Consider the following 23,069-nt stretch of genomic DNA (forward strand, 5'->3'; position numbering starts at 1 on the left):
CTCGCCCACTGTTCTCGCCCCGGCGGTGGTCGCCTGGGGTCGTGCCCGCCGTCTGTGCTGCGGCGTGTGGCTGTAGATAAGGACCGTTGTCGTCATGAACCGTCTCATCCTGCCCGTCGCCGCCATGGCGGCCGTGGTGGTGGCGTCGAACATTCTCGTCCAGTACCCCATCAACGACTGGTTGACCTGGGGCGCGCTGACCTACCCCTTCGCCTTCCTCATCACCGACCTGACCAACCGTACCTGGGGCCCCGCCGCGGCCCGCCGGGTGGTGACGGTCGGCTTCCTCATCGCCGTGGTCATGTCCGCCTGGCTCGCCACGCCGCGCATCGCCGCGGCCTCGGGCGCGGCCTTCCTGGTCGCCCAGCTGCTCGACGTGACCCTGTTCGACCGCCTGCGCCACCTGCGCGTCTGGTGGGCGGCGCCGCTGGCGTCCTCCACCGTCGGCTCGGCGGTGGACACGCTGATCTTCTTCGCCGGCGCCTTCGCCCTGACCGAGGTGCCGTGGGTGTCGCTCGCCGTCGGCGACTACGGCGTGAAGCTGGTGCTGGCATTGGCCATGCTGGTGCCCTTCCGCATCGCCATCAGAACGGTCCTGGCGAAGCCCTCGCAGGCTTGATACAGAAACGGGGCGGGCCGCAGGGTCCGCCCTTTTTCGTTGCACAGGCAGGAGGATCGGCGGCGTGACCGAACGGATGGACTGCGTGGTGATCGGGGCCGGTGTGGTCGGCCTCGCCGTGGCCCGCACCCTGGCCCAGCGGGGCCGCGAGGTGATCGTGCTGGAGGCCGAGGACGCCATCGGCACCATCACCTCCAGCCGCAACAGCGAGGTCATCCACGCCGGCGTCTACTACCCCACCGGCAGCCTGAAGGCGCGGCTGTGCGTGCGCGGCAACCGCATGCTCTATGCCTATTGCGACGCCCGCGCCGTGCCCTACAGCAACTGCACCAAGCTCATCGTCGCCTGTTCGGAAGACGAAGTTCCGGCCCTGAAGGCCCTGCAGGCGAAGAGCGCCGAGAACGGCTGCCGCCTCGACTGGATGGAGGCGAAGGACGCCATCGCGCTGGAGCCCGCCCTGCACTGCTTCGGCGCGCTGCACTCCCCCACCACCGGCATCGTCGACAGCCATTCGCTCATGGTCTCCCTGCAGGGCGAGCTGGAGGACCGCGGCGGCATGATCGCCTTCAAGTCGCCGGTCATCGGCGGCGCGGTGCTCGATGACGGCCGCGTGCGGCTGGAGGTGGGCGGCGCCGAGCCCATGTCCATCGAGGCGGGGCTCGTGGTCAACTGCGCCGGCCTCGGCGCCCAGACGGTGGCGCGCGCCATCGCCGGCCTCTCGCCCGAAACCATCCCGCCGCAGCACTACTGCAAGGGCAACTACTTCACCATGACCGGCAAGGCGCCGTTCGAGCGCCTCATCTACCCGCTGCCGACGGCGGCGAGCCTCGGCCTGCACTACACCCGCGACATGGCGGGCCAGGGCCGCTTCGGGCCGGACGTGGAGTGGATCGACAACCTCGACTACACGGTCGACCCGAAGCGCGCCGAAACCTTCTACGAGTCGATCCGCCGCTACTGGCCCGACATCGTCGACGGCCAGCTGCAGCCGAGCTATTCGGGCATCCGGCCGAAGATCCAGGCGCAGGGGGAGCCGGCGCGCGACTTCGACATCCAGGGTCCGGCGCAGACGGGCGTCGCCGGTTATTGCGGCCTTTACGGAATCGAAAGCCCCGGCCTGACATCCTGTCTCGCGATCGCGGACTACGTGGCGGAGATGGTGGCGTGACGGCATCGGCATGGCGCAAGGCCCTGGCGACGACGACCCTGGCGGTGACGCTGGCGGCGGCGGCCCCGGCCGTGGCGCAGCAGCAACAGCAGCAGCCCGCCATGCCGGAAGTGACCTGGCCGCCGCCGGCCGACGCTCCGCCGCGCAAGGTGGAGATCATCAAGGTGCAGGACTGGCGCACCCGCGCCCGCGACATGGTGGAGACCCTGTCGGAATACGTCCGCGCCCGCGCGCCCAACGCCACCCTGCTCATGCGCGGCGGCGCCTCGCTGCTGTTCCGCACCGAGAAGGACCAGGAACTGGCCGACCTCGCCGCCCCGCCGGGGGTGGCCGCCAACCGGCCGGAGCCGGAGCCCATCGGCACCCTGCAGCGCCAGTTCGCCCGCGCCATCGACGGTGTCGTGGTCGACGGCCTGTCCTGCGGCTTCACGCCCGAACTGTCCGCCGACCAGGTGAAGCGGCTGCACGGCTTCGGCGTGAAGGTGCTGACCATCGAGGCCTGCCCGACCGACGAGGCCGCCAAGGCCGCCCGCGAGAGTGCCGCCAAGCTCGGCGTGCTCGCCCACGTGGGCGGGGCCGACAGCCTGGGGCAGATCCCCGGCGGCCGGCTCGCCGGCGCCAACCCGCAGATGGTGCAGGCCCTCGGCGAGGCGAAGACCATCCTGTTCAACCTCGACAACCGCGCCTACGCCTCCAAGGGCGACTGGCTGCGGGCGCTGTCCGAGACCAACCACGACGTCCTGGTGATCGAGCCCTTCTTCCGCGGCGACAAGGCCCTGACGCCGCAGGAGGTCTATGCGCTCAAGTTCAAGAAGGTGGGCACGCCCCGCCTGGTGCTCGCCCGCCTGCCGATGACCACCGCCTACGACACGGCGTGGTACTGGAAGGCGACGTGGAAGGTGGGCAACCCGTCCTTCATCAAGGACGTCGGCGAACGGCCGGGCGCCTTCGTGGTGGACTACACCAACACCGAATGGCGCTCGCTGGTCGGCCAGACCTTCTCCGGCCTCATGGACCTGGGCTTCGACGGCATCATGCTCGACGGCATGGACGCCGTCGCCCGCATGGACGACGAGGCGGTGAACTGAGGGGCGTGGGGCCGGATCAGGTCCGGCACTGCCTGTTTTCTACTGAAGTTTCAATCACTTGTCATGCCCGGGCTCGACCCGGGCATCCACGGCGTCACCAGCGGCGGCCGCCTGAGCACCGTTCTCCACGGCCGCCGGCAGGGGAGACGTGGATGGCCGGATCAAGCCCGGCCATGACACGATCTTGTGGTTTTTCAGGCACTTACGGCAGCCGTGCCCACTGCCCCCTCACCCGCCCTTCAGCCGCACCGGCTCCCCATGCGGGGTCGCGCGGTAGGCGTCGGCCCAGGCGGCCTTCAGGGCCTCCAGCGTGTCCTTGTCGGCGACGTCGCGGGCGGCCAGCATGACCTCCAGGGCCGTCACCCAGTGACGCCAGTAGGCGCTGCCGTCGGTGTCGGGCTGGCCGGCGGCGCGGGCCATGGCGAGGGTGGCGCCGAAGGTTTCCGTCCATTCGGTCCAGGTGAACAGCCCGCGCTGCGACAGGTGCACCGCCACCGCGAAGGCCTGCGCCTGCCACGGCTCGGCGAAGGGCCTTTCGGGCACGGGAGTGGGCGCGGTCGCGTCAGACGGCATCGAGGTAGGGCTCCCACAGGTCGAGGGTGACGGACTGGCGCGGGTCGGCGTCCGGCCCCCACAGCTCGCGCGCGGTAAAGCGCACGGCGTAGAGGTGGCAGGGCGCCTCGCCCAGGCGGTGGGCGTTGCTGTCGGGGAAGACGTGGCCGCCGTGCTGCATCACCACCTCGCCCACCTTGCCACGGGCGTAGCGCGGCAGGCGGGTGTGCCCGGCCGGGTTGATGTTTTTCGCCCGCACCCGGTCGCCGACGGCATAGCGCGGCGCCTCTGCGACGGGACGGGCGCTCGGGCCGCCGCGGCGGAGCGTCGGGCCGACCTTCTCCGCCGTCAGCGGCGGCTCAGCGCGCTGGGCGCCGGCGTCGGGGCGGCCGGTGGCGAGTTCGTCCGCCGTCAGGAGCCCCGTCTCCACCATGAGCATGCCGAGGGCGGCGATCCACTTCTCGTAGTAGGTGTAGCGCAGGTAGTCGGCGGCCGGCAGGCGTTCGCGGGCATGGCGGCTGATGTCGATGTTCCACCGCCCCCAGGCGGCCATGGCGAGGGTGAGCGCCAGCGCCCGCTTCTCCCATTCGCCGTGGAAGATGGGCTCGTCGGCCTCGGGGCGCACAGGGCCGAAGCCCTGCATGCCGCCCATGTCGTGGACGCCGTTCATGCGGCGGGCTCCTGCGCCAGGCCGGTGCCGATCATGCTGTCGCGGGTGACGAGGTCGGCGAGCGCCTCTTCGTCCATGCCCTCGGTGCCGGCGGGGCGGCGCGGGATGACGAGGTAGCGCATCTCGGCCGTCGAGTCCCACACCCGGATCTCCGTCTCCTCGGGCAGGGTGACGCCGAAGTCGGCCAGCACGCCGCGCGGGTCGATGACGGCGCGCGAGCGGTAGGCGTCGGATTTGTACCACACCGGCGGCAGGCCGAGGACGCTCCACGGGTAGCAGCTGCACAGGGTGCAGACGACCATGTTGTGGACCGTGTCGGTGTTCTCGACGATCACCATGTGCTCGCCCTGGCGGCCCTCGTAGCCCAGTTCGGCGATGGCGGCGGTGGCGTCGTCACGCAGGCGGGCGAGGTAGGCCGGGTCGCTCCACGCCTTCGCCACCACGCGGGCGCCGTTGCGCGGGCCGACCTGGGTCTCGTAGGTGTCGATGATGGCATCGAGCGCCGCCGGGTCGACGAGCCCCTTCTCCACCAGCAGCGTCTCCAGCGCCTTCACCCGCAGCGCCGGGTCGGAGGGCACCGCCTGATGATCGTGGTCGTGATCGTGGTCGTGGCCGTCGTGCGGCATGGACGCTCCCCGTCGACTGTGGTTCTTATGGGCCAGCGTGGCCGATCCGGCGCCCGAGCGCAATGGTCGGACATGGGGCGCCCCCTTGCGCGCGGCCGGCGGAAGGGATAAATGAGTTTGATATGCATCTTACGTGCGGAAGGAGAACACCCATGCGCCGCGATCAGGTGACGGAAGAGGGCATCGTGGCCCTGGTGGACGGCTTCTACGACAAGGTGCGCGCCGACGCGACGCTCGGCCCCATCTTCGAGGAGGCCATCGCCGGCGACTGGGGTCCGCACCTCGCCAAGATGTACGATTTCTGGTCGAGCATCATGCTGACCACCGGCCGCTACAAGGGCCGCCCCCTGCCCGCCCACGTCCGCCTGCCCATCGAGCCGCAGCACTTCGGCCGCTGGCTGGAGCTGTTCACCGAGACGACGGACGAGTTGTTCGAGCCCGACGTGGCGCACGCCTTCCAGGTCAAGGCCCACCAGATCGCCAACAGCTTCCTGACGGCGCTGGAAACGGTGAAGCAGTTCCCCTCCATGGCGCGGTAGGGCAGCGCCCTCACCCCGCTTCCGGCACCCGCGCGTCCAGCACCCAGCGGGCGAAGTCGTCGGCCGGCAGCGGCTTGGCGAACAGCCAGCCCTGCCCCACCTGACAGCCCTGGCCGCCCAGGTAGTCGCCCTGGGCCAGCGTCTCCACGCCCTCCGCCACCAGCTTCATGCCGAGGTCGCGGCCCATGGCGATGACGGCGTTCACGATGGTCTGGCTGCCCGCCGTGTCGGGCAGGCCGCGCACGAAGCTCTGGTCGATCTTCAGCTCGTCGGCCGGCAGGCGGCCCAGGTAGCTGAGCGACGAGTAGCCGGTGCCGAAGTCGTCGATGGACAAGGACACGCCCGTCATCCGCAGCATGGCCAGCGTCGCCACCATCCCGGCGTCGTCCTCGCCGGCCAGCGCGCTCTCGGTCATTTCCAGCACCAGGGCAGAGGCCGGCAGGCCCGTTTCCTCCAGCACCGCGCGTACCATCTCGGGGAAGTCGGGCTGGCGGAACTGCTGCACCGACACGTTCACCGCCACCCGGAAGTCGGCCGGGAAGCCGGCGTCGAGCCAAGCCTTCATGCGGCGGCAGGCGTCACGCAGCACCCAGGCGCCGATGTCGATGATGAGCCCCGTCTCCTCCGCCACCGGGATGAACACCGCCGGCGACACCCGGCCGAGGGTCGGGCTGTGCCAGCGCAGCAGCGCCTCCGCCCCGATGGGGGTCTGGGTGGCGAGGTCGACCTTGGCCTGGTAGTGCAGTTCGAACTCGCCGGCGGAGAGGGCGTCGCGCAGGGCGTGGGCGATTTCCAGCCGTTCCAGCAGCTTGCCGGCCTGATCGGCGCGGAAGACGCGGCTGGCGTTGCCGCCTTCCGCCGCCACCGCGTGCGCCGCCTCCTCCGCCCGCGTCACCAGGGCGGCCGCTTCGGTGCCGTGGTCGGGGTGGACGGCGATGCCGATGGAGACGGTGGTGAACAGGCGCCGGCCGCCCACCTCGTAGGGCGCGCCCATGGACCGGCGCAGGTCCTCGGCGCACTCCAGCACGCGGCCGGGGCCGTCCAGCGCCACCACGAAGCGTTCCGACCCGTGCCGCGCCACCCGCGTCCCCGGCGGCAGGCTGGCGCACAGGCGGGCGGCGACACCGCACAGCAGATCCTCCGCCCCGTCGGACCCGAGCGCCAGTTCGAGCTGGCGGAAACGGTCGACCTCGACGAACAGCACCGCCAGCCGCTGCGGTCCGCCGGCCAGCACCTCGGCCAGGGCGGTCAGGAAGGCGGCGCGCGTCGGCAGGCCGGTGAGCGCGTCCTCGCGCCGCGCCTGGGCGGCGGCCGCCACCCGCTCCGCCTCCATGCGCGCTTCCAGCCGGCGCACGCGGGCGAGGCGGGTTTCCACCGTCGCCAGCAGCATTTCCAGGTCGATGGGCTTGGTCAGGTAGTCGTCGGCGCCCAGTTGGCGGCCGGCGATGACGTCCTTGCGGTCGGCGAGTGCCGACAGGAAGACGAAGGGAATGTCGGCCAGATCGTCGGCCCGCTCGCGCAGGCGGGCGAGCACGTCATAGCCGCTCAGGCCCGGCATGGTGACGTCGCACAGCACCATGTCGGGGCGCGTCTCGGCGATGAGGTCGAGCGCCTGCAGGCCGTCGTCGGCCTCGATCACCTCGAAGCCGGCGTCGCGCAGTTCCTCTGCGAGAATCCGCCGCAGCGCCGCTTCGTCCTCGACGCACAGAATCCGTGCCATTCCCACCCGTTCCCCCACCTGAACCACCGCCCCGCCGGGCGCCCCACATCACTCTGTCCCTCACGCCGGCTCGGCGTCCACCTCTTCCGCCACCGCCGCCGGCACCCGCGCCGGCGGGCGCAGCGGCAGTTCCACCGTGAAGGTGGTGCCCGCCCCTTCCACGCTCTGCACCGCGATGGCGCCGCCGTGCATTTCCACCAGCCGCTTCACGAAGTTGAGCCCGATGCCCGTGCCGGCGATGCCGGTGGAGGTGCGGGCGCGGAAGAAACGCTGGAACAGGCGCGGCAGGTCCTCCGGCGGGATGCCGACGCCCTGGTCGGACACCGAGAACAGCGCCCTTTCCCCCTCCTGCCAGCCCTTCACCAGCACCTGCCCGCCCTTCGGCGAGTACTTCACGGCGTTGGCGAGCAGGTTGGTGACCACCTGGTCGAGCAGCGTGCCGTCGGCCACGAGCCGGTCGGGCAGCGCGTCCACCTCGCACAGGATCACGTGGTTGCGGGTCAGCGCCTGCTGGCGGTGGCAGACCTCGGTCACGATGTGGCGCAGGTCGCAGTCCTGCGGGGCGAAGCGGATCTCGCCGGAATCCAGGCGCGAGGCCGACAGAATGGCGTCGATCAGCCCCACCATGCGCGCCACCGCGGCGCGGATCTCGGTGCCCAGGTTGACGAAGTCCTGCTCGCCGAGCGTCGCCCGCCGCCGCATGAGGCGCTGGGTCGAGGCGTCGATGATGGCGAGCGGCGTGCGGAATTCGTGGCTGGTCATGGACACGAACTCGCGCTGCAGCTGGTTCAGCTCGCGCGCCCGCTCCAGCGCCGCGCGCAGGGCGTCGGCGGCCTGCTTGTGGGCGGAAATGTCGGTGATGACGAACAGGGTGGAGCCGTCGGGCGTGTGGTCCACCATGGTCTCGATCCACCGCCCGTCGGGCAGTTGGCGCTCCGCCTGGAAGGCCTCGCGGCGGCGGTAGAGATCGAGGCGCTCGGCGATCCAGGCCTCGTTCTGGCCGAGGCCCTGGGCGATGGCGCGGGTGATGGCTTCCATGGGCGTGCCGGGCTTCAGCAGGCTGCCGACCTCGGGCATGAAGTCGCGCACCTGGTCGTTGCACAGCACCAGCTTCTCGTCGGCGTCGTAGAGGGCGAAGCCGCCCTTGAAGGTCTTGATGGCGGTGACGAGCCGCTCTTCCGCCTGCCGCTGGGCGGCGGTGCGGCTTTCCACCAGTTCCTCCAGATGGCCGCGGTAGGCCGCCAGTTCCTCCTCCACCCGCTTGCGGTCGGTGATGTCGCGGATGAAGGCGGCACAGGTGCGCGCGCCCATCATGGGCATCTGCGTCACCGTCAGCTCGATGGGGAAGGTGGAGCCGTCGGCGCGCAGGCCGAGCGCCTCCATGCGCTGCTCGCGGTGGCGCAGCTCGCCGGTGGCGAGGTAGCGGCGGATGCCCTCGGCGTGGCCCTTGCGCATCTCGGCCGGCACCAGGGTCTCGACGATGAGGGTGCCGACCACGTCGCGGCGGCGGCGGCCGAAGATGCGCTCGGCGGCCTTGTTGAACTCGACGATGCGGCCCTGGCCGTCCATGGTGACGATGGCGTCGGCGGCGCCTTCGACGATGGCGCGGAAGCGTTCCTCGCTCTGCTTGTGCTCGGTGATGTCGGAACGGATGCACACCGTGCCGCCGTCCTGGGTGCGGAAGTCGGCGATGCGCAGCCAGCGGCCGTCGGTGAGGCGCCGCTCCACCATGGTGCCGGGGTCGCGGAACTGCTCCAGCCGGCGGGCGATGAAGCCGTCGCGGTCGATCACCGCCTCGTCGAACATGCCGGAATCGGCGGCGTGGCACAGGAAGTCCAGGTACGGCGTGCCGGGCATGAGCGTGTCCGCCCCCGGGCCGTAGGTCTGCATGAACTTGGAATTGGCGATGACCAGCCGTTCCTCGGCATCGTAGAGGGCGAAACCGTCGGAAATGGCCTCGATGGCCTCGGCGAGGCGCTGACGGACCTCGCGGTTGCGCGTCTCGGAGGCATGGGCGGCGGCGAGGCGGTCGCGTTCGGCCAGGTTGTCGCGGAATACGCCCAGCGCCCGCACGATGTCGCCCACCTCGTCGCTGCTGCGCACCGGCGGCAGGGTGACGTCGCGATCGCCCGCCGACAGCCGCCGCAGCGCCTCGGTGGCGCCGGTCAGTGGCCGCACCACGAGGCGCCGCACCACCAGCAGGCCGAGCACGGCGACCACGAAGGTGACGGCCAGGCCGCTCAGGATGGCGCGCTCGCGCATGCGGGTGACGGGGGCGTGCACCTCGGCGAGGTCGGCGGTCGCCACCACCGCCCAACGGGCGCCCAGGAAATCGAGCGGCGCATAGGCGGCGAGCAGTTGGGTCGGCGCGCCGTCGGGCCCCATCTCCTCGCTCACCATGATGCCGCTGCCGCCGGTGAGCGCGGCTTCCACCGGCGCGGTGTGGACGGCGCGGGCGAACAGGGTGGTACGGCCCGAGACGCGGCTGTCGGAGCGCATCATGTGGTCGGCGCCGACGATGAACACGTCGCCCGAACTGCCGAGGCCGGTGGCCGCCTGCACGATGCGGTTGATGCGCTCGGTCGGGATCTCCAGCACCAGCACGCCGGTCAGCGCCCCCGCCGGGTCGAGCAGCGGTGCCGCCAGGAAGGCGACGGAGCGGCCCTGCCAGGGATCGTAGGCGGAGAAGTCGACGAAGACCTGCAGGTCGGGCTGGCGGGTGCGGTCGTGGATGGCGATCACCGCCTCCCACACCCGCCGCAGGCCGGTGGCGGCATAGGGGCGGTCGGTGACGGTGACGGCGAAGTCGCCGCGCTTCTTCACCGAATAGATCACCCGCCCGGTGGCGTCGACCAGCAGCAGGTCGGCATAGCCGAAATCCTGGGTGAACTGGCGCAGCCGCGGGTGGAAGCGGTTGTGCGCCAGGCTGAAGATGGACGGGTCGTTGGGATGGTCCAGCCGGTCGCGGTCCTGCGGGCTGTAGGGGTTGGCGTCGATGTAGAAGTGCCGCAGCTTCTCCGACGCCCGCTCGCCCACCTCGTCCCAGCCGACCAGGAAGCTGGAATAGGCCTCCTCCAACAGCGGGTTGGCGAGCTGGCTGCGCAGGTCGCGGCGCAGGGTGTCGAGGTATTCCTCCAGCGCCAGCCGGCGGCTTTCCAGCAGGGCCTCCAGCCGCTCCTCGGCGGCGGTCGACAGCTCGCGCGCCGCCCGGTCGTAGTCGGCGTAGGCGACCACGAGCCCGGTGACCAGCGTCGCCAGGACGACCAGCAGGGGGATCTTCTGTGCCAGCTTCAGGCGCAAGGTGGACCGTCAGTAGATGCTGAAGGGGAAATACTTGGCATTGATCTTCTCGTAGGTGCCGTCGATGCGCACCCGCAGGATCGCCCGGTTCAGCGCCTGCAGGAGCGCCTCGTCACCATGCCTGACGGCGATGCCGATTCCCTCGTCCGCATAGATGGGGGCGCCGACGAATTCGAAGGCGGCGCCCTCGGGCGTCTTGGTCAGCGCCCACATGACCAGGCTGTCGGCGATGAGCAGGTCCGCCTCGCCGCGGATGAGCGCCGCATTGGCCTCCGACTGGGTGACGTAGATGCGCATCTCCATGCCGACGTCGCCCAGGTTCAGCAGGTACTTGTGGGCCGTCGTCTGGGCCTCCACCGCCACCCGCTTGCCGCGCAGGTGCTCGGGCGAGACGTCGATCTTCGCCCCCTTGCGGGCGATGAACTGCATGGGGGTGCGGTAATAGCGGTTGGTGAAGGCCACCAGCCGCTTGCGTTCCTCGGTGATGGACATGCTGGCGACGATGGCGTCGATGCGCCGGTCGTTGAGCGCCGGGATGAGGTCGCCCCAGGGAATGGCGACGATGTCGCACTCCACCTTCATGGCGGCGCACAGCGCATGCGCCATGTCGACGTCGAAGCCGCCGAGGGCTCCCGTCGCGTCGATGTAGCTGAAGGGGGCGTAATCGCCCTCCGTCCCAATGATGAGCTTTTCGGCGGCACGGCCAGCATGCGGCGCCGCGACGGCCGTAACGGCCGCCAGCACCAGCACCAGGGCCGCCCGCAGGAGCCACGCCCGCACGCCCTCGTCCCCCTACCCTCTCCTCGTCCGCCGGCCCTCCCGCCGTCGGTCGGAAAAGTGTCCCACAGCACGCGCCCCTTGCCCAGCGCCAAGGCGCAGGCCCGCACGGTCCGGCGGCGGACGGGGCGTTCAGCGGCGGCGCGCCGGCTCCGGTGGCGGCGACTCGTGCGCCGACCGCCGCCGGGCGCCCAGCTCGGCGTCGATCTCGGCGCCCACCAGCACGGCGTAGGACCCGACGAAGAACCACATGAGCAGCACGACGACGGCACCGAGCGACCCGTAGGTCTCGTTGTAGGAGGCGAAGCTCGCCACGTACCACGAGAACAGCATGCTGGCGACCAGCCACAGCACCGCCGCCACCACCGATCCCCAGCTCAGCAGCCGGAAGCGGGCGCGCGGACGGTTGGGCGCGACGTGGTAGATGACGTTGAGCGCCAGCAGCACGCCCGCCGCCATCAGCAGCCAGCGGCCGCCCAGCAGCACCTCCGCCGTGCCGTCGCCGGTCAGCCCGACGGCAGAGAAGGCCGCCGGCAGCACGACGATGAGCAGCAGCGCCACCACCATGCCGAGAAGCGTCGCCGCCGTCAGCCCGAGCGCCACCAGGTTCTGCTTCACGATGTTGCGGTTCTCGGCCTCGGCATAGACGATGTTGAGCGCCCCCATGATCGCCTTGATGCCGCGGGTGGAGGAATAGAGCGCGATGGCGGTGGACACGATCAGGCTGATGCTCAGGCTGCCGCCGCGGGCGGCCAGTTGCTCCATCTGGTCGTCGATGATCGCGTAGGCGTCGGCCGGCACCGCGGCCTCCAGCGTCTGCATCTGCTCGCGTACCGTCGCCGGGTCGGCGACCAGCCCGAACACGCTCACCAGCGCGGCGAGAAAGGGGAACAGCGCGAGCAGGCCGTAGAAGGCGACGCCGGCGGCGACGACGTTCAGGTTGTCCTGGCCGATGCGCTTCTGCACGCGCAGCAGGAAGCGCCACAGCCACACCAGCGGAATGCGGTCCAGGCGCCCGCGGCGGCGGCGGCGGGCGGCGGGCGGCGCATCCTGGGTGGCGGGACGGGTGGCGGAACCGGGCGGCATGGCGGGCGTTCCCTCTCGACGTTGCAGTGCGGCGGGTACCGCCCTTCCTCCGGCAACGGCCGGACGCGGGGCGGGGTTCTGCCACCGGCCTCGAACCGTCGGCGCATTTTTCTTGCACGGCGGGGTCCGGGCAGGCTACCGAACGCCCCCGTTCCAAGCGGGCAGGCCGGCCGCCCCCCGATCGCGCGCCCGCCGCCCCATCCTGCCGCAACCTGAGGGGAGACCCATGGCCGCCGCCGACATCGACGTGGTCCTGGACGTACACGACCGCCCGCGCCCGGGTACCTGGGCCATCCTGAGCCTGCAGCATCTGTTCGCCATGTTCGGCGCCACCATCCTGGTGCCGTTCCTGACCGGCCTGAACCCGGCCGTGGCGCTGGTCACCAGCGGCCTCGGCACGCTGCTCTACATCCTGTGCACGGGCGCCCGCATCCCGGCCTACCTGGGCAGTTCCTTCGCCTTCATCACGCCGATCATCTCCGCCGCCTCCATCGCCGGCACCGGCGGCGCGCTGGTCGGCGCCCTGGTCGCCGGGCTGATCTACGTGGTGGTCGCGTTCTTCATCTGGAAGGCCGGCATCGGCTGGCTGATGCGCCTGCTGCCGCCCATCGTGGTCGGGCCGGTCATCATGGTCATCGGCCTCAGCCTCGCGTCCGTCGCCGTCGACATGGCCATGAACATCCCCGGCCAGGGCACCTATTCGGCGCCCCACTTCGCGACGGCCATGGCGACGCTGCTCATCGCCATCCTCTGCGGCATGTTCCTGAAGGGCGTCTTCGCGCTGGTGCCGATCCTGTTCGGCATCGTCGGCGGCTATGTGGTCGGCCTGGCGCTCGGCATCGTCGACGTCAGCCACGTGGCCGAGGCGGCGTGGTTCGCCGTGCCGGCCTTCGCCCTGCCCTCCTTCGACCTGCCGTGGCCGCAGCTGCTGGCCTGCATCCTGGTGGTCGCCCCGGTGGCGGTGGTGACGCTGGCCGAGCACACCGGCGACCAGATGGTCCTGAGCAAGGTGACCGGCCGCAACTTCCTGGAGAAGCCGGGCCTGCACCGCTCCATCCTGGGCGACGGTGCGGCGACCATCCTGGCGGCCCTGCTCGGCGGCCCGCCCAACACCACCTACGGCGAGAACATCGGCGTCATCGCCATCACCCGCGTCATGAGCGTGTACGTGATCGGCGGCGCCGCCTGCCTCGCGGTGGTGTTCGGCTTCGTCGGCAAGATCGCGGCGCTGATCCAGACCATCCCGACGGCGGTGATGGGCGGCGTGTCGATCCTGCTGTTCGGCATCATCGCCAGTTCCGGCATGCGCATGCTCATCGACCGCCACGTCGACCTGGGCCGCAAGCGCAACCTCATCATCTCGTCGGTGATCCTGGTGATCGGCATCGGCGGCGCCCTGGTGCAGATGCCCTTCTCGGTGGACGTCGAGGGCGAGACGGTGGAAATCAGCGTCAAGATCGCCGGCATGGCGCTGGCGACCCTGGTCGGCCTCGTGCTCAACCTGCTGCTGCCGGGGCGTGAAGCGGCGGAGCACGGCGGCTCCATCTTCCAGCGCACGGAGGCGTGACGGCGGGCACGGCAAGAGATTGAAATAGCGTGAGAAATTGTCATGGCCGGGCCCCGACCCGGCCATCGGCGGCGGCCACCGGCGGCTGACACAACGCACCGCCCTCTACGGCCACCGTCCGGGGAGCCGTGGATGCCCGGCTCGGTGGCCGGGCATGACAAGGTATTGAAATGTCGTGAGAAATTGTCATGGCCGGGCCTGACCCGGCCATCCACGGCGTCACCGGCGGCTGACACAAGGCACCGCCCTCCACGGCCACCGTCGGGGGAGCCGTGGATGCCCGGCTCGGTGGCCGGGCATGACAAGCGATTGAAATGTCGTGAGAAATTGTCATGGCCGGGCCCCGACCCGGCCATCGACGGCGGCAACCGCGCCCCGCGTCACAGCCCCTTCCCCTTGACCTCCGGCGCCGGCCGCCAAACATCTGCGGCATGCATGCACGCGACTGGGTCAAGGTCACCCGCCAGGGGATCTACGTCGAGCCGGGGGACTTCCACATCGATCCGCTGCGGCCGGTGGGGCGGGCGGTGGTGACCCACGGCCATGCCGACCACGCCCGCGCCGGCCACGGCGCCACCCTCGCCACACCGGAAACCCTCGCCATCATGGCCGTCCGCAACGGCGGCAGCCTCGACGGTGGCGACCCGCTGCCCTACGGCGAACGCCGCACCGTCGGCGGCGTCGCGGTCACCCTGGTACCGGCCGGGCACGTTCTCGGCTCGGCGCAAGTGGTGATGGAGTACCGCGGCCAGCGCGTCGTCGTCTCCGGCGACTACAAGCGCCGCCGCGACCCCACCTGCCCGCCCTTCGAGCTGGTGCCTTGCGACGTCTTCGTCACCGAGGCGACCTTCGCCCTGCCCGTCTTCCGCCATCCCGACGACCGCCACGAGATCGCCCGTCTGCTCGGCTCGCTGGCGATCTTCCCCGAGCGCGCCCACGTGGTCGGCGCCTATGCCCTGGGGAAGGCGCAACGGGTCATCGCCCTGCTGCGCGAGGCCGGATGGGACCGCCCCATCTTCGTCCACGGAGCCTTGCAGGCGCTGTGCGACCTCTATGGCGCCCACGGCGTCGACCTCGGCCCCCTGCGCCCCGCCACCGCCGCCGAAAAGGCGGAGATGAAGGGGGAGATCGTCATCGCCCCGCCCTCGGCCCTCGCCGACCGCTGGAGCCGCCGCCTGCCCGACCCGGTCACCGCCGTCGCCTCGGGCTGGATGCGGGTGCGTGGGCGGGCACGGCAAAAGGGCGTGGAACTGCCGCTCGTGCTGTCCGACCATGCCGACTGGGACGAGCTGACCCGCACCATCGAGGAGGTGGGTGCCGCCGAGATCTGGGTCACCCACGGCCGCGACGACGCGCTGGTCCACTACGCCCGCACCCGCGGCCTGCACGCCGAGGCGCTGCACCTGGAAGGCTACGAAGAGGACCCCTCCGACGCCACCGGCGGGGGCGGCTGACGCCCATGCAGCAGTTCGCCGACCTGCTCGACGGTCTCGTCTTCATGCCCAGCCGCACCGGCAAGCTGCGGCTCATCGCCCACTACCTGGAGACGGCGCCCGATCCCGACCGCGGCTACGGCCTCGCCGCGCTGACCGGCGACCTCGACCTCGGCCCCGCCAAGCCGGGTGCCATCCGGGCGCTGGCGGAGGCGCGCTGCGACCCGACGCTGTTCTACCTGTCCTACGACTACGTCGGCGACCTGGCGGAGACGCTGGCGCTCATGTGGCGACCGCCGCCCGGCGTGAATGCCGCCCCGCCGCCGCTGCCGGAGGTGGTCGACACCCTCATGGCCGCGCCGCGCACGCGCACCCCCGAGCTGCTGGCCGGCTGGCTCGACCGGCTGGACGCGACGGGGCGGTGGGCGCTGCTGAAGCTCATCACCGGCGGCTTGCGGGTCGGCGTCTCGGCCCGCCTCGCCCGCACCGCCTTCGCGCAGTGGGCGGGGCTCGACCTGCACGACGTGGAGGAAGCCTGGCCCTGCGTCCGGCCACCGTATGCCCCGCTGTTCACCTGGGCGGCGGGGGGCGAGAAGCCGGCGCTGGCCGACGTCGCCGGTTTCCGCCCCTTCATGCTCGCCAACCCGCTGGAAGAGACCGACGTCCGCCAGCTCGACCCCGCCGCCTATGCCGTGGAATGGAAGTGGGACGGCATCCGCGTGCAGGTGGTCGGGCGGGCCGGCGACCGGCGCATCTACGCCCGCTCCGGCGACGACATCACCCACAGCTTCCCCGACGTGGCAGCGGCCATCGACTTCGACGGCGCGCTCGACGGCGAGTTGCTGGTGCGCGACGCCGACGGCGCCCCGGCGCCCTTCAACCACCTGCAGCAGCGCCTGAACCGCAAGACCGTCTCGGCGGCGCTGCTGCGCAAGTACCCGGCCTTCGTGCGCGCCTACGACCTGCTCCAGGCGGGCGAGGAAGACCTCCGCCCGCACCCCTTCGCCGAGCGCCGCCGCCGGCTGGAAGCCTTCCTCGCCCGCCCGCGCGAGCGCTTCGACCTGTCGCCGCTGCTGCCGCTGACCGCCTGGGACGATCTCGGCCGCCTGCGCGAGGAGGCGCGCGAGCGGCGCATGGAAGGGCTCATGCTGAAGCGGTGGGACAGCGTCTACGTCCCCGGCCGCCCCAAGGGGCCGTGGTTCAAGTGGAAACGCGATCCGCTGACGGTGGACGCCGTGCTGCTCTACGCCCAGCGCGGCCACGGCAAGCGGTCGAGCTACTACAGCGACTACACCTTCGGCGTCTGGCGCGGCGACGAGCTGGTGCCGGTCGGCAAGGCCTACTTCGGCTTCACCGACGAGGACCTGCGGCAGCTCGACAAATGGATCCGCGCCAACACCACCGACCGCTTCGGGCCGGTGCGGCAGGTGAAGCCGGGCCTGGTGTTCGAGGTGGCCTTCGACAGCATCCACCCCTCGCCGCGCCACAAGAGCGGCCTCGCCATGCGCTTCCCGCGCATCAGCCGCATCCGCTGGGACAAGCCCCACACGGAAGCCGACCGCCTGGAGACACTGGCGACGCTGGTGGAGGCGGGGGGAGGAGCGTGATCTCGTTGGCAGCGGGGGCTTTTCGCCACGGCAGCCGCCAGGGGAGCCGTGGATGCGCGGATCAAGTCCGCGCATGACAAAGGGGGAAAGTGTGACGGCCCGGCCAGCCGCTCGGCCGTCGCCCCCTACCATCTTTTGTGTCATGGCCGGCCTCCGAGCCGGCCATCCACGGCGTCACCGGCGTCGGGCATGAGGGCTTTCGCCACGGCAACCGCCAGGGGAGCCGTGGATGGCCGGGTCAAGCCCGGCCATGACATAGAGAGGTGCTTAATGGCCTCCCTGAGGCCCCTCAGCCGTCGCCCAGGAAGCCGCCCGACTGGCGTTCCCACAGGCGGGCGTAGAGGCCGCCGCGGGCGATGAGGTCTTCGTGGCGGCCTTCCTCGATGATGCAGCCTTCGTCCATGACCACCAGCCGGTCGAGGCTGGCGATGGTCGACAGGCGGTGGGCGATGGCGATCACCGTCTTGCCTTCCATCAGCACCGTGAGCTGTTCCTGGATGGCGGCCTCCACCTCGGAGTCCAGCGCCGAGGTCGCCTCGTCCAGCACCAGGATGGGGGCGTCCTTCAGGATGACGCGGGCGATGGCGATGCGCTGGCGCTGGCCGCCCGACAGCTTCACGCCGCGCTCGCCCACCTGCACGTCGTAGCCCGAGCGGCCGCGCGGGTCGCGCAGGTCGGCGATGAAGCCGTCCGCCTTGGCGAGCGCCGCCGCCCGCTCGACCTCGGCCTGGGTCGCGTCGGGGCGGCCGTAGCGGATGTTGTCGGCGATGGAGCGGTGGAGCAGCGCCGTGTCCTGCGTCACCACCCCAATGGCGGCGCGCAGGGAGGTCTGCGTCACGTCGCGCACGTCCTGCCCGTCGATGAGGATGCGCCCGGCCTCGACGTCGTAGAAGCGCAGCAGCAGGTTGACCAGCGTCGACTTGCCGGCGCCGGAGCGGCCGACCACGCCCACCTTCTCGCCGGGCCGGACGTGCAGGTCGAGCGCCTCGACCACGCCGCCTTCCTTGCCGTAGTGGAAGCTCACGCCCTCGAAGCGGATGTCGCCCTGTGTCACCGCCAGGTCCACCGCCTGCGGCCGGTCGGTCACCGTGTGCGGGCGGGCGATGGTCTCCATGCCGTTCTGCACCGTGCCGACGTTCTCGAACAGGGCGGTGATGGTGCGCAGGATCCAGCCCGACATCTGCGTCAGGCGGATGATGAGGCCGGTGGTCATGGCGATGGCGCCGGCGGTCACGTCGCCCGCCTGCCACAGCCACACGGCGAGGCCCGTGGTCGCCACCAGCAGAACGCCGTTGAGCACGGTGAGCGTCACCGTCATGTCGAAGATGGCGCGCATCATCACCCGGAAGGCCTCCAGGTGACGCGACAGCCCGGCGTGGGCGAAGGCGTCCTCGCGCTCGGCATGGGCGAACAGCTTGACCGACAGGATGTTGGTGTAGCTGTCCACCACCCGCCCCGACAGGGCCGAGGTCGCCTCCGACAGCGCGGCGCTCTTCTGCCGCACCGGCGGCACCATGATCCAGATGACCGCCGCATAGGCCGCCACCCAGGCCACCACCGGCACCAGCAGCCAGAGGTCCAGCGCGGCGAACAGGCCGAGCGTGCCGACCAGGTAGGTGACCAGGAACCACACCCCGTCGAGCACGTTCACGACCGACTCGCGCACCGCCGGGCCGGTCTGCATCACCTTCTGGGCGATGCGGCCGGCGAAGTCGTTCTGGAAGAAGGACAGGCTCTGGCGCAGCACCCAGCGGTAGTTGTGCCAGCGGATGTCGTTGGTCAGCGCCGGCACCAGCGTCAGGTTGATGAGCCCGCGCGACCACAGCACCAGCACCGGCCGCAGCACGGCGGCGACGAAGGCCATGCCCGCAAGCTCCCAGCCATAGAGGCGCAGGAAGTCGGCCGGCGCGGTGGTGTTCACCCAGTCCACCAGCACGCCCATGAAGGCGAACAGCGCCAGCTCGGCGAAGGACGCGAGCCCGGACACGACCAGCGTCAGGATCAGCAGCCCCCGCACCGGATCGAGGAAATGCCGGTAGAAGGCGGCGGTGCGCGACGGCGGCCGGACGATGTCGGTGAAGCTGAGCACCTGCACCAGGCGCTCGAAGAAGGCATGCATGGGGGTACCGGCCTCGGGGCTAGTCGTAGGTTTCCGTCCGCACCCGATAGCCCAGCCCGCCGAGGCGCGCCGCCGCCGTCTCCACCATGCCGGTGTTGCCGCAGGCATAGGCGGTGGTGTCGGCGGGCGCGAGGCTGTGGCGGGCGATCACCGCCTCGATCAGGGCATCGGCCCGGCCGCGGGCGCCGCGCCAGCCGGCGTTGCGGGGCTCGTCGGGACGGCTGACGGTGGGAATATAGGTCAACAGGCCGGGATGCGCCGCCGCCAGGGCCGACAATTCCTCATTGTACCCGAACTCGTCGGCGTAACTGGCCCCATGCACCAGCACCACCCGCAGATCCGTGCGCCCGCGGCGGACGGCGTCGCGCAGGATGCTGACGAAGGGGTTCACGCCGGTCACCGTCGCCAGCATGAGGTGACGCTTGGCCCCCGTGTCGAGGGCGATGCCGCCCTTGGGGTCGCCGGCGATGCCGATGGCCGCCCCCGGCCGCAGGCCGCGCAGGCGGGCCGACATGCGGCCGCCCGGCACCAGCTCCACTAAGAACTCGAGCGCCGGCTCGTGCGGGGCGGAGACCATGGTGTAGCGCCGCCGCGTGCCCTCCAGCTCCAGCCGCACCGACTGGCCGGGGGCGTAGGAAAAGCCCGACGGCTTGGCGACCGTGAAGCGCCGCAGGTCGGGCGTCGGGGCGTCGAGGGTCAGCACCGTGCCCGGTGCGGCGCCGGTCGGCGCTGCGGCGGCCGGACGCGGCTCCGAAGCCGCCGGGCGGGCCACGGGGGCGACGCGGCGGGCCGTCAGGCGGCGGCGCGCGGCGATGCGGCGGCGCTCCACCCACAGCAGCAGGTCGCGCAAGGACAGGTCGTCGGGAAGAATGGGCGGGCCTCTCATGACGCGGATGCCGGCGGACGATACCGCCCTAACAACCCGTGAGGCGGGTGGATCGTTGCGCCGCCCCTACTCCGCCGCGCACCGCAGCTCCACCGCCTCGGGATCGCCGAGGATCAGGGCGTGCTTCCAGGTGCCGAGGTCGCCCGCGAAGCGGCTGAAGGGGTGCCAGCGGCCATCGCCGTCGCGCCAGCGGACGACGCCGCCGGCCGCCAGCACCAGCGGAATGCCGCCGGCCACGTCCCACAGGTTCGGCGTCTCGAAGCGGGAGACGCGCAACAGCCCGGCCGCCACGAAGGCGCAGTCCACCGCCGCCGAGCCGGTCTTGCGGGAATCCCACGGCAGGGCGCCACGCGCCAGCGGCCGCGGCTCGCCCGCCAGCCGCCGGCGCAGGCCGAGGCCCGAGCGCGTCGTCGGGTCTTCCTTCTCGAAGCGCAAGGGGCCGCCGCGGCGGGCGTGGTAGACGCCGGGCCGCAGGGCGTGGGTGGAGGCGCACCACACGGCGCCGCACACCGGCACGCCGTCGTGCAGCACCCCGATCGAGGCGGCGAACAGCGGGAAGCCGTTGACGAAGCTGGCGGTGCCGTCGATGGGGTCGAGCGCCCAGGCGACGGAATGGCTGCCGCCGCCCGGCTCGGCCACTTCCTCGCCGATGATGCGGTGGGTCGGGAAGCGGTCGGCGAGGCGGGCGCGCAGCATGATCTCGACGGTGCGGTCCACCTCCGACACCGGGTCGAGGCCGGCCATCTGGTTCTCGGCGTCGCCCTTGTAGCGGACGCTCAGGGTCTGGCCGAACATGGTCGAGGCCTCCGCCCCCGCCACGCGGGCGAGGTCCACGGCCAGCAGTTCGATCTCGCGCAGTTCGGGGTCGGTCAGGCCGGTCATGCGGTCTCTCCTTCTCCGTCGGGCATGAGGATCCCGATGCCGCGGGCGAGGGCCGCCGTCACCGTCGCCGGATGGGGCGGCGGCGGCAGGACGTCGCCGGCCGAGACTTTGGCCTTGCCGGCCTTCGCGTTGTGTGCAGAAGGAGCGTCGTCATGCCGGAAGCAACAGCGCAGGCAGGGGCGCGGTTGCCGCGGTGCGATCAGCGGCGGAAGTTGACCTCGATCAGCACCGTCGCCGTTTCGAACACCGCCGCGTGCCAGGTACCGGCGCCGATGTGCAGCACGGTGCCGGGGCGCAGGGCGACGGTGCCCTCGGCGGTGGTCAGGCGGCCCGTGCCCTCCAGCACCAGGACGAACTGCTCGTGCGGGTGTTCGTGCCGGTCGGCGGTGGTGCCGGCGGGGATTTCGACGCGCTTCAGGTCGCCGCCCTCGCCGGCGATGAGCATGCGACGGACGCCGCCCGCGACGTCGGCGGGAAGCTCGTCCCAATGGTAGGTGCGGCAGGCGGACATGGGCGGCGGCTCCTCGGGCGCGAGGGGATGGCGGGCCGCGATCATGACACGTCGGCGCCGGCCGCGTCAGCCACCGGCGAGGCCGGGCTCGCCCTTCGCGTGCGCCGACCGAACCCCGCCGGCAGCACCAGCCGCAGGCGGCGGCCGAGCGGCGTCACCTCCACCACCACCGCATGGCGGCGCCACCCGGCCTTGGCGAAGGCACGCAGCGAGGCGCGGTTGCTGTGCCAGACGCGGGCATAGAGGCGGTCGAAGCCGCGCCGCGCCATCTCGTGCCGGGCGAAGGCGACGAGCTGCGGCGCGATGCCTCGGCCGCGCGCCTCGGCGCGAGTCTCCAGGCTGATGAGCTTGGCCTCGGCCGGGCCGAGGGGCCAGAAGTTGCGGTCGCGGCGGTAGCGTTCGCCGTACCACACCCAGCACCACGCCAGCCGCCGGCCGTCCTCGCGCCACTCGAAGCCGATGGCGTCGGGGCCGGCGTAGCCTGAGCCCGCCGCCGGCGCCTCGGGCGTGGAATAGACGCCGAGATGGTCCGCCGCCGCCCCGTCGGGCGGCGCGGCGCCGGCGCAGTCGACGGCCAGGACGACGAAGACCTGGTAGTCGCCGAGCAGGGCGCGGGCGAGGCGGCGGATCACGGCAGCGGGTCCTTCCCGAGGGGCGCCACCGGCGTCGCCCGGTCGGCGGCGCGGGCCGGCGTCAGGCGGTCGAGCAGGTAGGCGAGCGTCGTCACCGGCCAGGTCGGGCGCCACGTCTCCTCCCGCCACGCCACCAGCCCGGCGGCGGTCTCGGCCAGGGTGGCGGCGCTGGAGCGCAGCGGATAGTCGAGCGGGTCCTGGCGCCCCTGCAGGCGCCGCAGGGCCGCCTTCACCAGCGCCTGCTTGCCGGTCGCCCAGCCGGACGCGAGGCGCAGGCGGTCGTCGCGCAGGGCGGGCACGAAGGACGCCAGCAGGTGGCGCGGCTCGTCGTAGCCGAGGGCGAAGACCTTGCCCGTGGTGCCGCCGAGGCGCCCGTTCATCTCCAGGAACCAGGGGCGCCCGTCGGCGTCCTCGATGAACTCGAAGTGGAAGCAGCCGGTGACGCCGATGGCTTCGGCGAAGCGGCGGCAGCCCGCTGCCAGGGCGGGGTCGAGGGCGGTGGCGCCCATGCGCAGGGTGACGCCCTCGAACTTGCGGTCGACGCGGAAGGCGGCGAGCGCGAAGACCTCTCCCGTCGCCGCCGCCCGCGCCCCGTGCACCACCAGGTTCGGGCCGACGATCAGCCGCTGCGCCACCAGCGGCCGGTCGAGCCGCCGCAGGCCGGACAGTACCGCCGCCAGCTCCGCCGGCGTGTGCAGCAGCAGGGCCTTGAAGTCGGGCGCCACGGTGGCCGGGTCGTCGGGGCGCAGCACCAGGGGGAAGGCCTCGGGCGGCAGGACGGTGTCGCGGGAGACGGCCATGGTGGGCAGCACCGGCAGGCCGCTCGCCGCCGCCATGTCGGTCTGCACCGCCTTGGAGGCGAGCCGCGCCAGCGCGTCGGGCGGCGCCACCCAGGGCGCGGCCGGCAGGGTGCCGGCGGCATGCAGGCGGTGCAGCCAGCCGGCCAGGCTTTCGGACAGGCAGGTGATGCCGTCGGCGCCGTGCTCCCGCAGCGCCGCCGCCAGCCGCGCCGCCCCGGCGGGGGTTCCGGCCAGGTCCGGCGGCAGGGTGACGGTGCGCGCCGCGACCCGCTGCCCCAGCGGCAGCGGCCGGTCGCCCAGGTGGACGAACAGCACCGGCAGCCCGAGCCGCCGCCAGCTGCGCAGGCAGGCGATCTGCGCCGGTCCGTAAGGCCCGATGAGGGCCGGCCGCGTCGTCGTCTCGGTCATGGCCGTCCGTCCGTTGTCCGCTTCCGCAGCATGACGGCGGCGGCGGCGGCCGGATAGTCGACCAGAAGGCGCGACGCGG

Annotated in this window: 20 protein-coding genes; 7 read left to right on the forward strand and 13 right to left on the reverse strand. The window is 71.9% G+C overall.

The features are described from left to right. The first annotated feature begins 94 nt into the window (after nt 1–94). The 3 genes from CRP50_RS16615 (at nt 95) to CRP50_RS16625 (ending at nt 2,875) form a co-directional block, all read left to right on the forward strand. The gene (locus CRP50_RS16615; RefSeq protein WP_097280293.1) at nt 95–619 is read left to right on the forward strand and encodes a queuosine precursor transporter; all 525 of its coding nucleotides are present in this window, start codon (nt 95–97) and stop codon (nt 617–619) included. A 64-nt stretch (nt 620–683) separates the two neighbouring features. Further along, entirely contained in the window at nt 684–1,787 is a 1,104-nt protein-coding gene (locus tag CRP50_RS16620) for an NAD(P)/FAD-dependent oxidoreductase (protein ID WP_097280294.1), read from the forward strand. Continuing rightward, complete coding sequence (locus CRP50_RS16625; RefSeq protein WP_097280295.1) at nt 1,784–2,875, forward strand: hypothetical protein; 1,092 nt, start codon at nt 1,784–1,786, stop codon at nt 2,873–2,875. Before CRP50_RS16620 ends, CRP50_RS16625 begins: the two co-directional genes overlap by 4 nt. Before the next feature lie 228 nt (nt 2,876–3,103). Here the strand turns inward: CRP50_RS16625 and CRP50_RS16630 are convergent, their stop codons facing one another. The 3 genes from CRP50_RS16630 to nthA are packed head-to-tail and all read right to left on the reverse strand — an operon-like array spanning nt 3,104 to nt 4,723. Beyond that, nucleotides 3,104–3,448: a nitrile hydratase accessory protein gene (locus tag CRP50_RS16630; protein WP_097280296.1), complete on the reverse strand. Its 345-nt coding sequence runs from the start codon at nt 3,446–3,448 to the stop codon at nt 3,104–3,106. Further along, nucleotides 3,438–4,097: a nitrile hydratase subunit beta gene (gene nthB / locus CRP50_RS16635; protein WP_097280297.1), complete on the reverse strand. Its 660-nt coding sequence runs from the start codon at nt 4,095–4,097 to the stop codon at nt 3,438–3,440. The genes CRP50_RS16630 and nthB overlap by 11 nt, the downstream gene beginning before the upstream one ends. Then, on the reverse strand, nt 4,094–4,723 hold the full coding sequence (gene nthA / locus CRP50_RS16640; protein WP_097280298.1) for a nitrile hydratase subunit alpha: 630 nt from the start codon (nt 4,721–4,723) through the stop codon (nt 4,094–4,096). The genes nthB and nthA overlap by 4 nt, the downstream gene beginning before the upstream one ends. Before the next feature lie 152 nt (nt 4,724–4,875). Between nthA and CRP50_RS16645 the strand changes: the two genes are divergently transcribed. Further along, nucleotides 4,876–5,262 carry a group III truncated hemoglobin gene (locus CRP50_RS16645; protein ID WP_097280299.1) on the forward strand — a complete coding sequence of 129 codons (387 nt, stop codon included), beginning with the start codon at nt 4,876–4,878 and terminating at the stop codon, nt 5,260–5,262. A gap of 10 nt (nt 5,263–5,272) precedes the next feature. On the opposite strand, the gene CRP50_RS16650 is transcribed toward CRP50_RS16645, so the two are convergent. The 4 genes from CRP50_RS16650 to CRP50_RS16665 all read right to left on the reverse strand — a co-directional run bounded on the left by CRP50_RS16650 (nt 5,273) and on the right by CRP50_RS16665 (nt 12,145). Next, entirely contained in the window at nt 5,273–6,982 is a 1,710-nt protein-coding gene (locus tag CRP50_RS16650; protein WP_097280300.1) for a putative bifunctional diguanylate cyclase/phosphodiesterase, read from the reverse strand. 60 nt (nt 6,983–7,042) lie between these two features. Beyond that, entirely contained in the window at nt 7,043–10,282 is a 3,240-nt protein-coding gene (locus tag CRP50_RS16655) for a PAS-domain containing protein (RefSeq protein WP_097280301.1), read from the reverse strand. A gap of 9 nt (nt 10,283–10,291) precedes the next feature. Then, a complete protein-coding gene (locus tag CRP50_RS16660; RefSeq protein ID WP_097280302.1) occupies nt 10,292–11,062 on the reverse strand; it encodes a transporter substrate-binding domain-containing protein in 771 nt (256 codons plus the stop codon). 129 nt (nt 11,063–11,191) lie between these two features. After that, a complete protein-coding gene (locus CRP50_RS16665; protein WP_097280303.1) occupies nt 11,192–12,145 on the reverse strand; it encodes a YihY/virulence factor BrkB family protein in 954 nt (317 codons plus the stop codon). A 226-nt stretch (nt 12,146–12,371) separates the two neighbouring features. Here CRP50_RS16665 and CRP50_RS16670 point away from each other — a divergent pair, with 226 nt between their 5' ends. The 3 genes from CRP50_RS16670 (at nt 12,372) to CRP50_RS16680 (ending at nt 16,752) form a co-directional block, all read left to right on the forward strand. Beyond that, complete coding sequence (locus CRP50_RS16670; protein ID WP_097280304.1) at nt 12,372–13,712, forward strand: uracil-xanthine permease family protein; 1,341 nt, start codon at nt 12,372–12,374, stop codon at nt 13,710–13,712. A 431-nt stretch (nt 13,713–14,143) separates the two neighbouring features. Further along, nucleotides 14,144–15,166 carry a ligase-associated DNA damage response exonuclease gene (locus CRP50_RS16675; protein WP_097280305.1) on the forward strand — a complete coding sequence of 341 codons (1,023 nt, stop codon included), beginning with the start codon at nt 14,144–14,146 and terminating at the stop codon, nt 15,164–15,166. A gap of 5 nt (nt 15,167–15,171) precedes the next feature. After that, entirely contained in the window at nt 15,172–16,752 is a 1,581-nt protein-coding gene (locus CRP50_RS16680; RefSeq protein WP_097280306.1) for a cisplatin damage response ATP-dependent DNA ligase, read from the forward strand. A gap of 289 nt (nt 16,753–17,041) precedes the next feature. Here CRP50_RS16680 and CRP50_RS16685 read toward each other — a convergent pair whose 3' ends face one another. The 6 genes from CRP50_RS16685 to CRP50_RS25225 all read right to left on the reverse strand — a co-directional run bounded on the left by CRP50_RS16685 (nt 17,042) and on the right by CRP50_RS25225 (nt 22,990). Further along, on the reverse strand, nt 17,042–18,871 hold the full coding sequence (locus tag CRP50_RS16685; RefSeq protein WP_097280307.1) for an ABC transporter ATP-binding protein: 1,830 nt from the start codon (nt 18,869–18,871) through the stop codon (nt 17,042–17,044). 19 nt (nt 18,872–18,890) lie between these two features. Beyond that, nucleotides 18,891–19,757, reverse strand: a complete 867-nt coding sequence (locus tag CRP50_RS16690) for an FAD-binding oxidoreductase (RefSeq protein WP_097280308.1) — start codon at nt 19,755–19,757, stop codon at nt 18,891–18,893. A 66-nt stretch (nt 19,758–19,823) separates the two neighbouring features. After that, a complete protein-coding gene (locus CRP50_RS16695) occupies nt 19,824–20,639 on the reverse strand; it encodes an inositol monophosphatase family protein (RefSeq protein WP_097280309.1) in 816 nt (271 codons plus the stop codon). Between the two features lie 199 nt (nt 20,640–20,838). After that, a complete protein-coding gene (locus CRP50_RS16700; RefSeq protein WP_097280406.1) occupies nt 20,839–21,150 on the reverse strand; it encodes a cupin domain-containing protein in 312 nt (103 codons plus the stop codon). 41 nt (nt 21,151–21,191) lie between these two features. Then, a complete protein-coding gene (locus CRP50_RS16705; RefSeq protein WP_097280310.1) occupies nt 21,192–21,782 on the reverse strand; it encodes a GNAT family N-acetyltransferase in 591 nt (196 codons plus the stop codon). Further along, nucleotides 21,779–22,990 carry a hypothetical protein gene (locus tag CRP50_RS25225; protein ID WP_097280311.1) on the reverse strand — a complete coding sequence of 404 codons (1,212 nt, stop codon included), beginning with the start codon at nt 22,988–22,990 and terminating at the stop codon, nt 21,779–21,781. Before CRP50_RS25225 ends, CRP50_RS16705 begins: the two co-directional genes overlap by 4 nt. Nucleotides 22,991–23,069: the final 79 nt, after the last annotated feature.

It is taken from the genome of Caenispirillum bisanense, from assembly GCF_900230255.1.
Lineage (GTDB): Bacteria > Pseudomonadota > Alphaproteobacteria > Rhodospirillales > Rhodospirillaceae > Caenispirillum > Caenispirillum bisanense_A.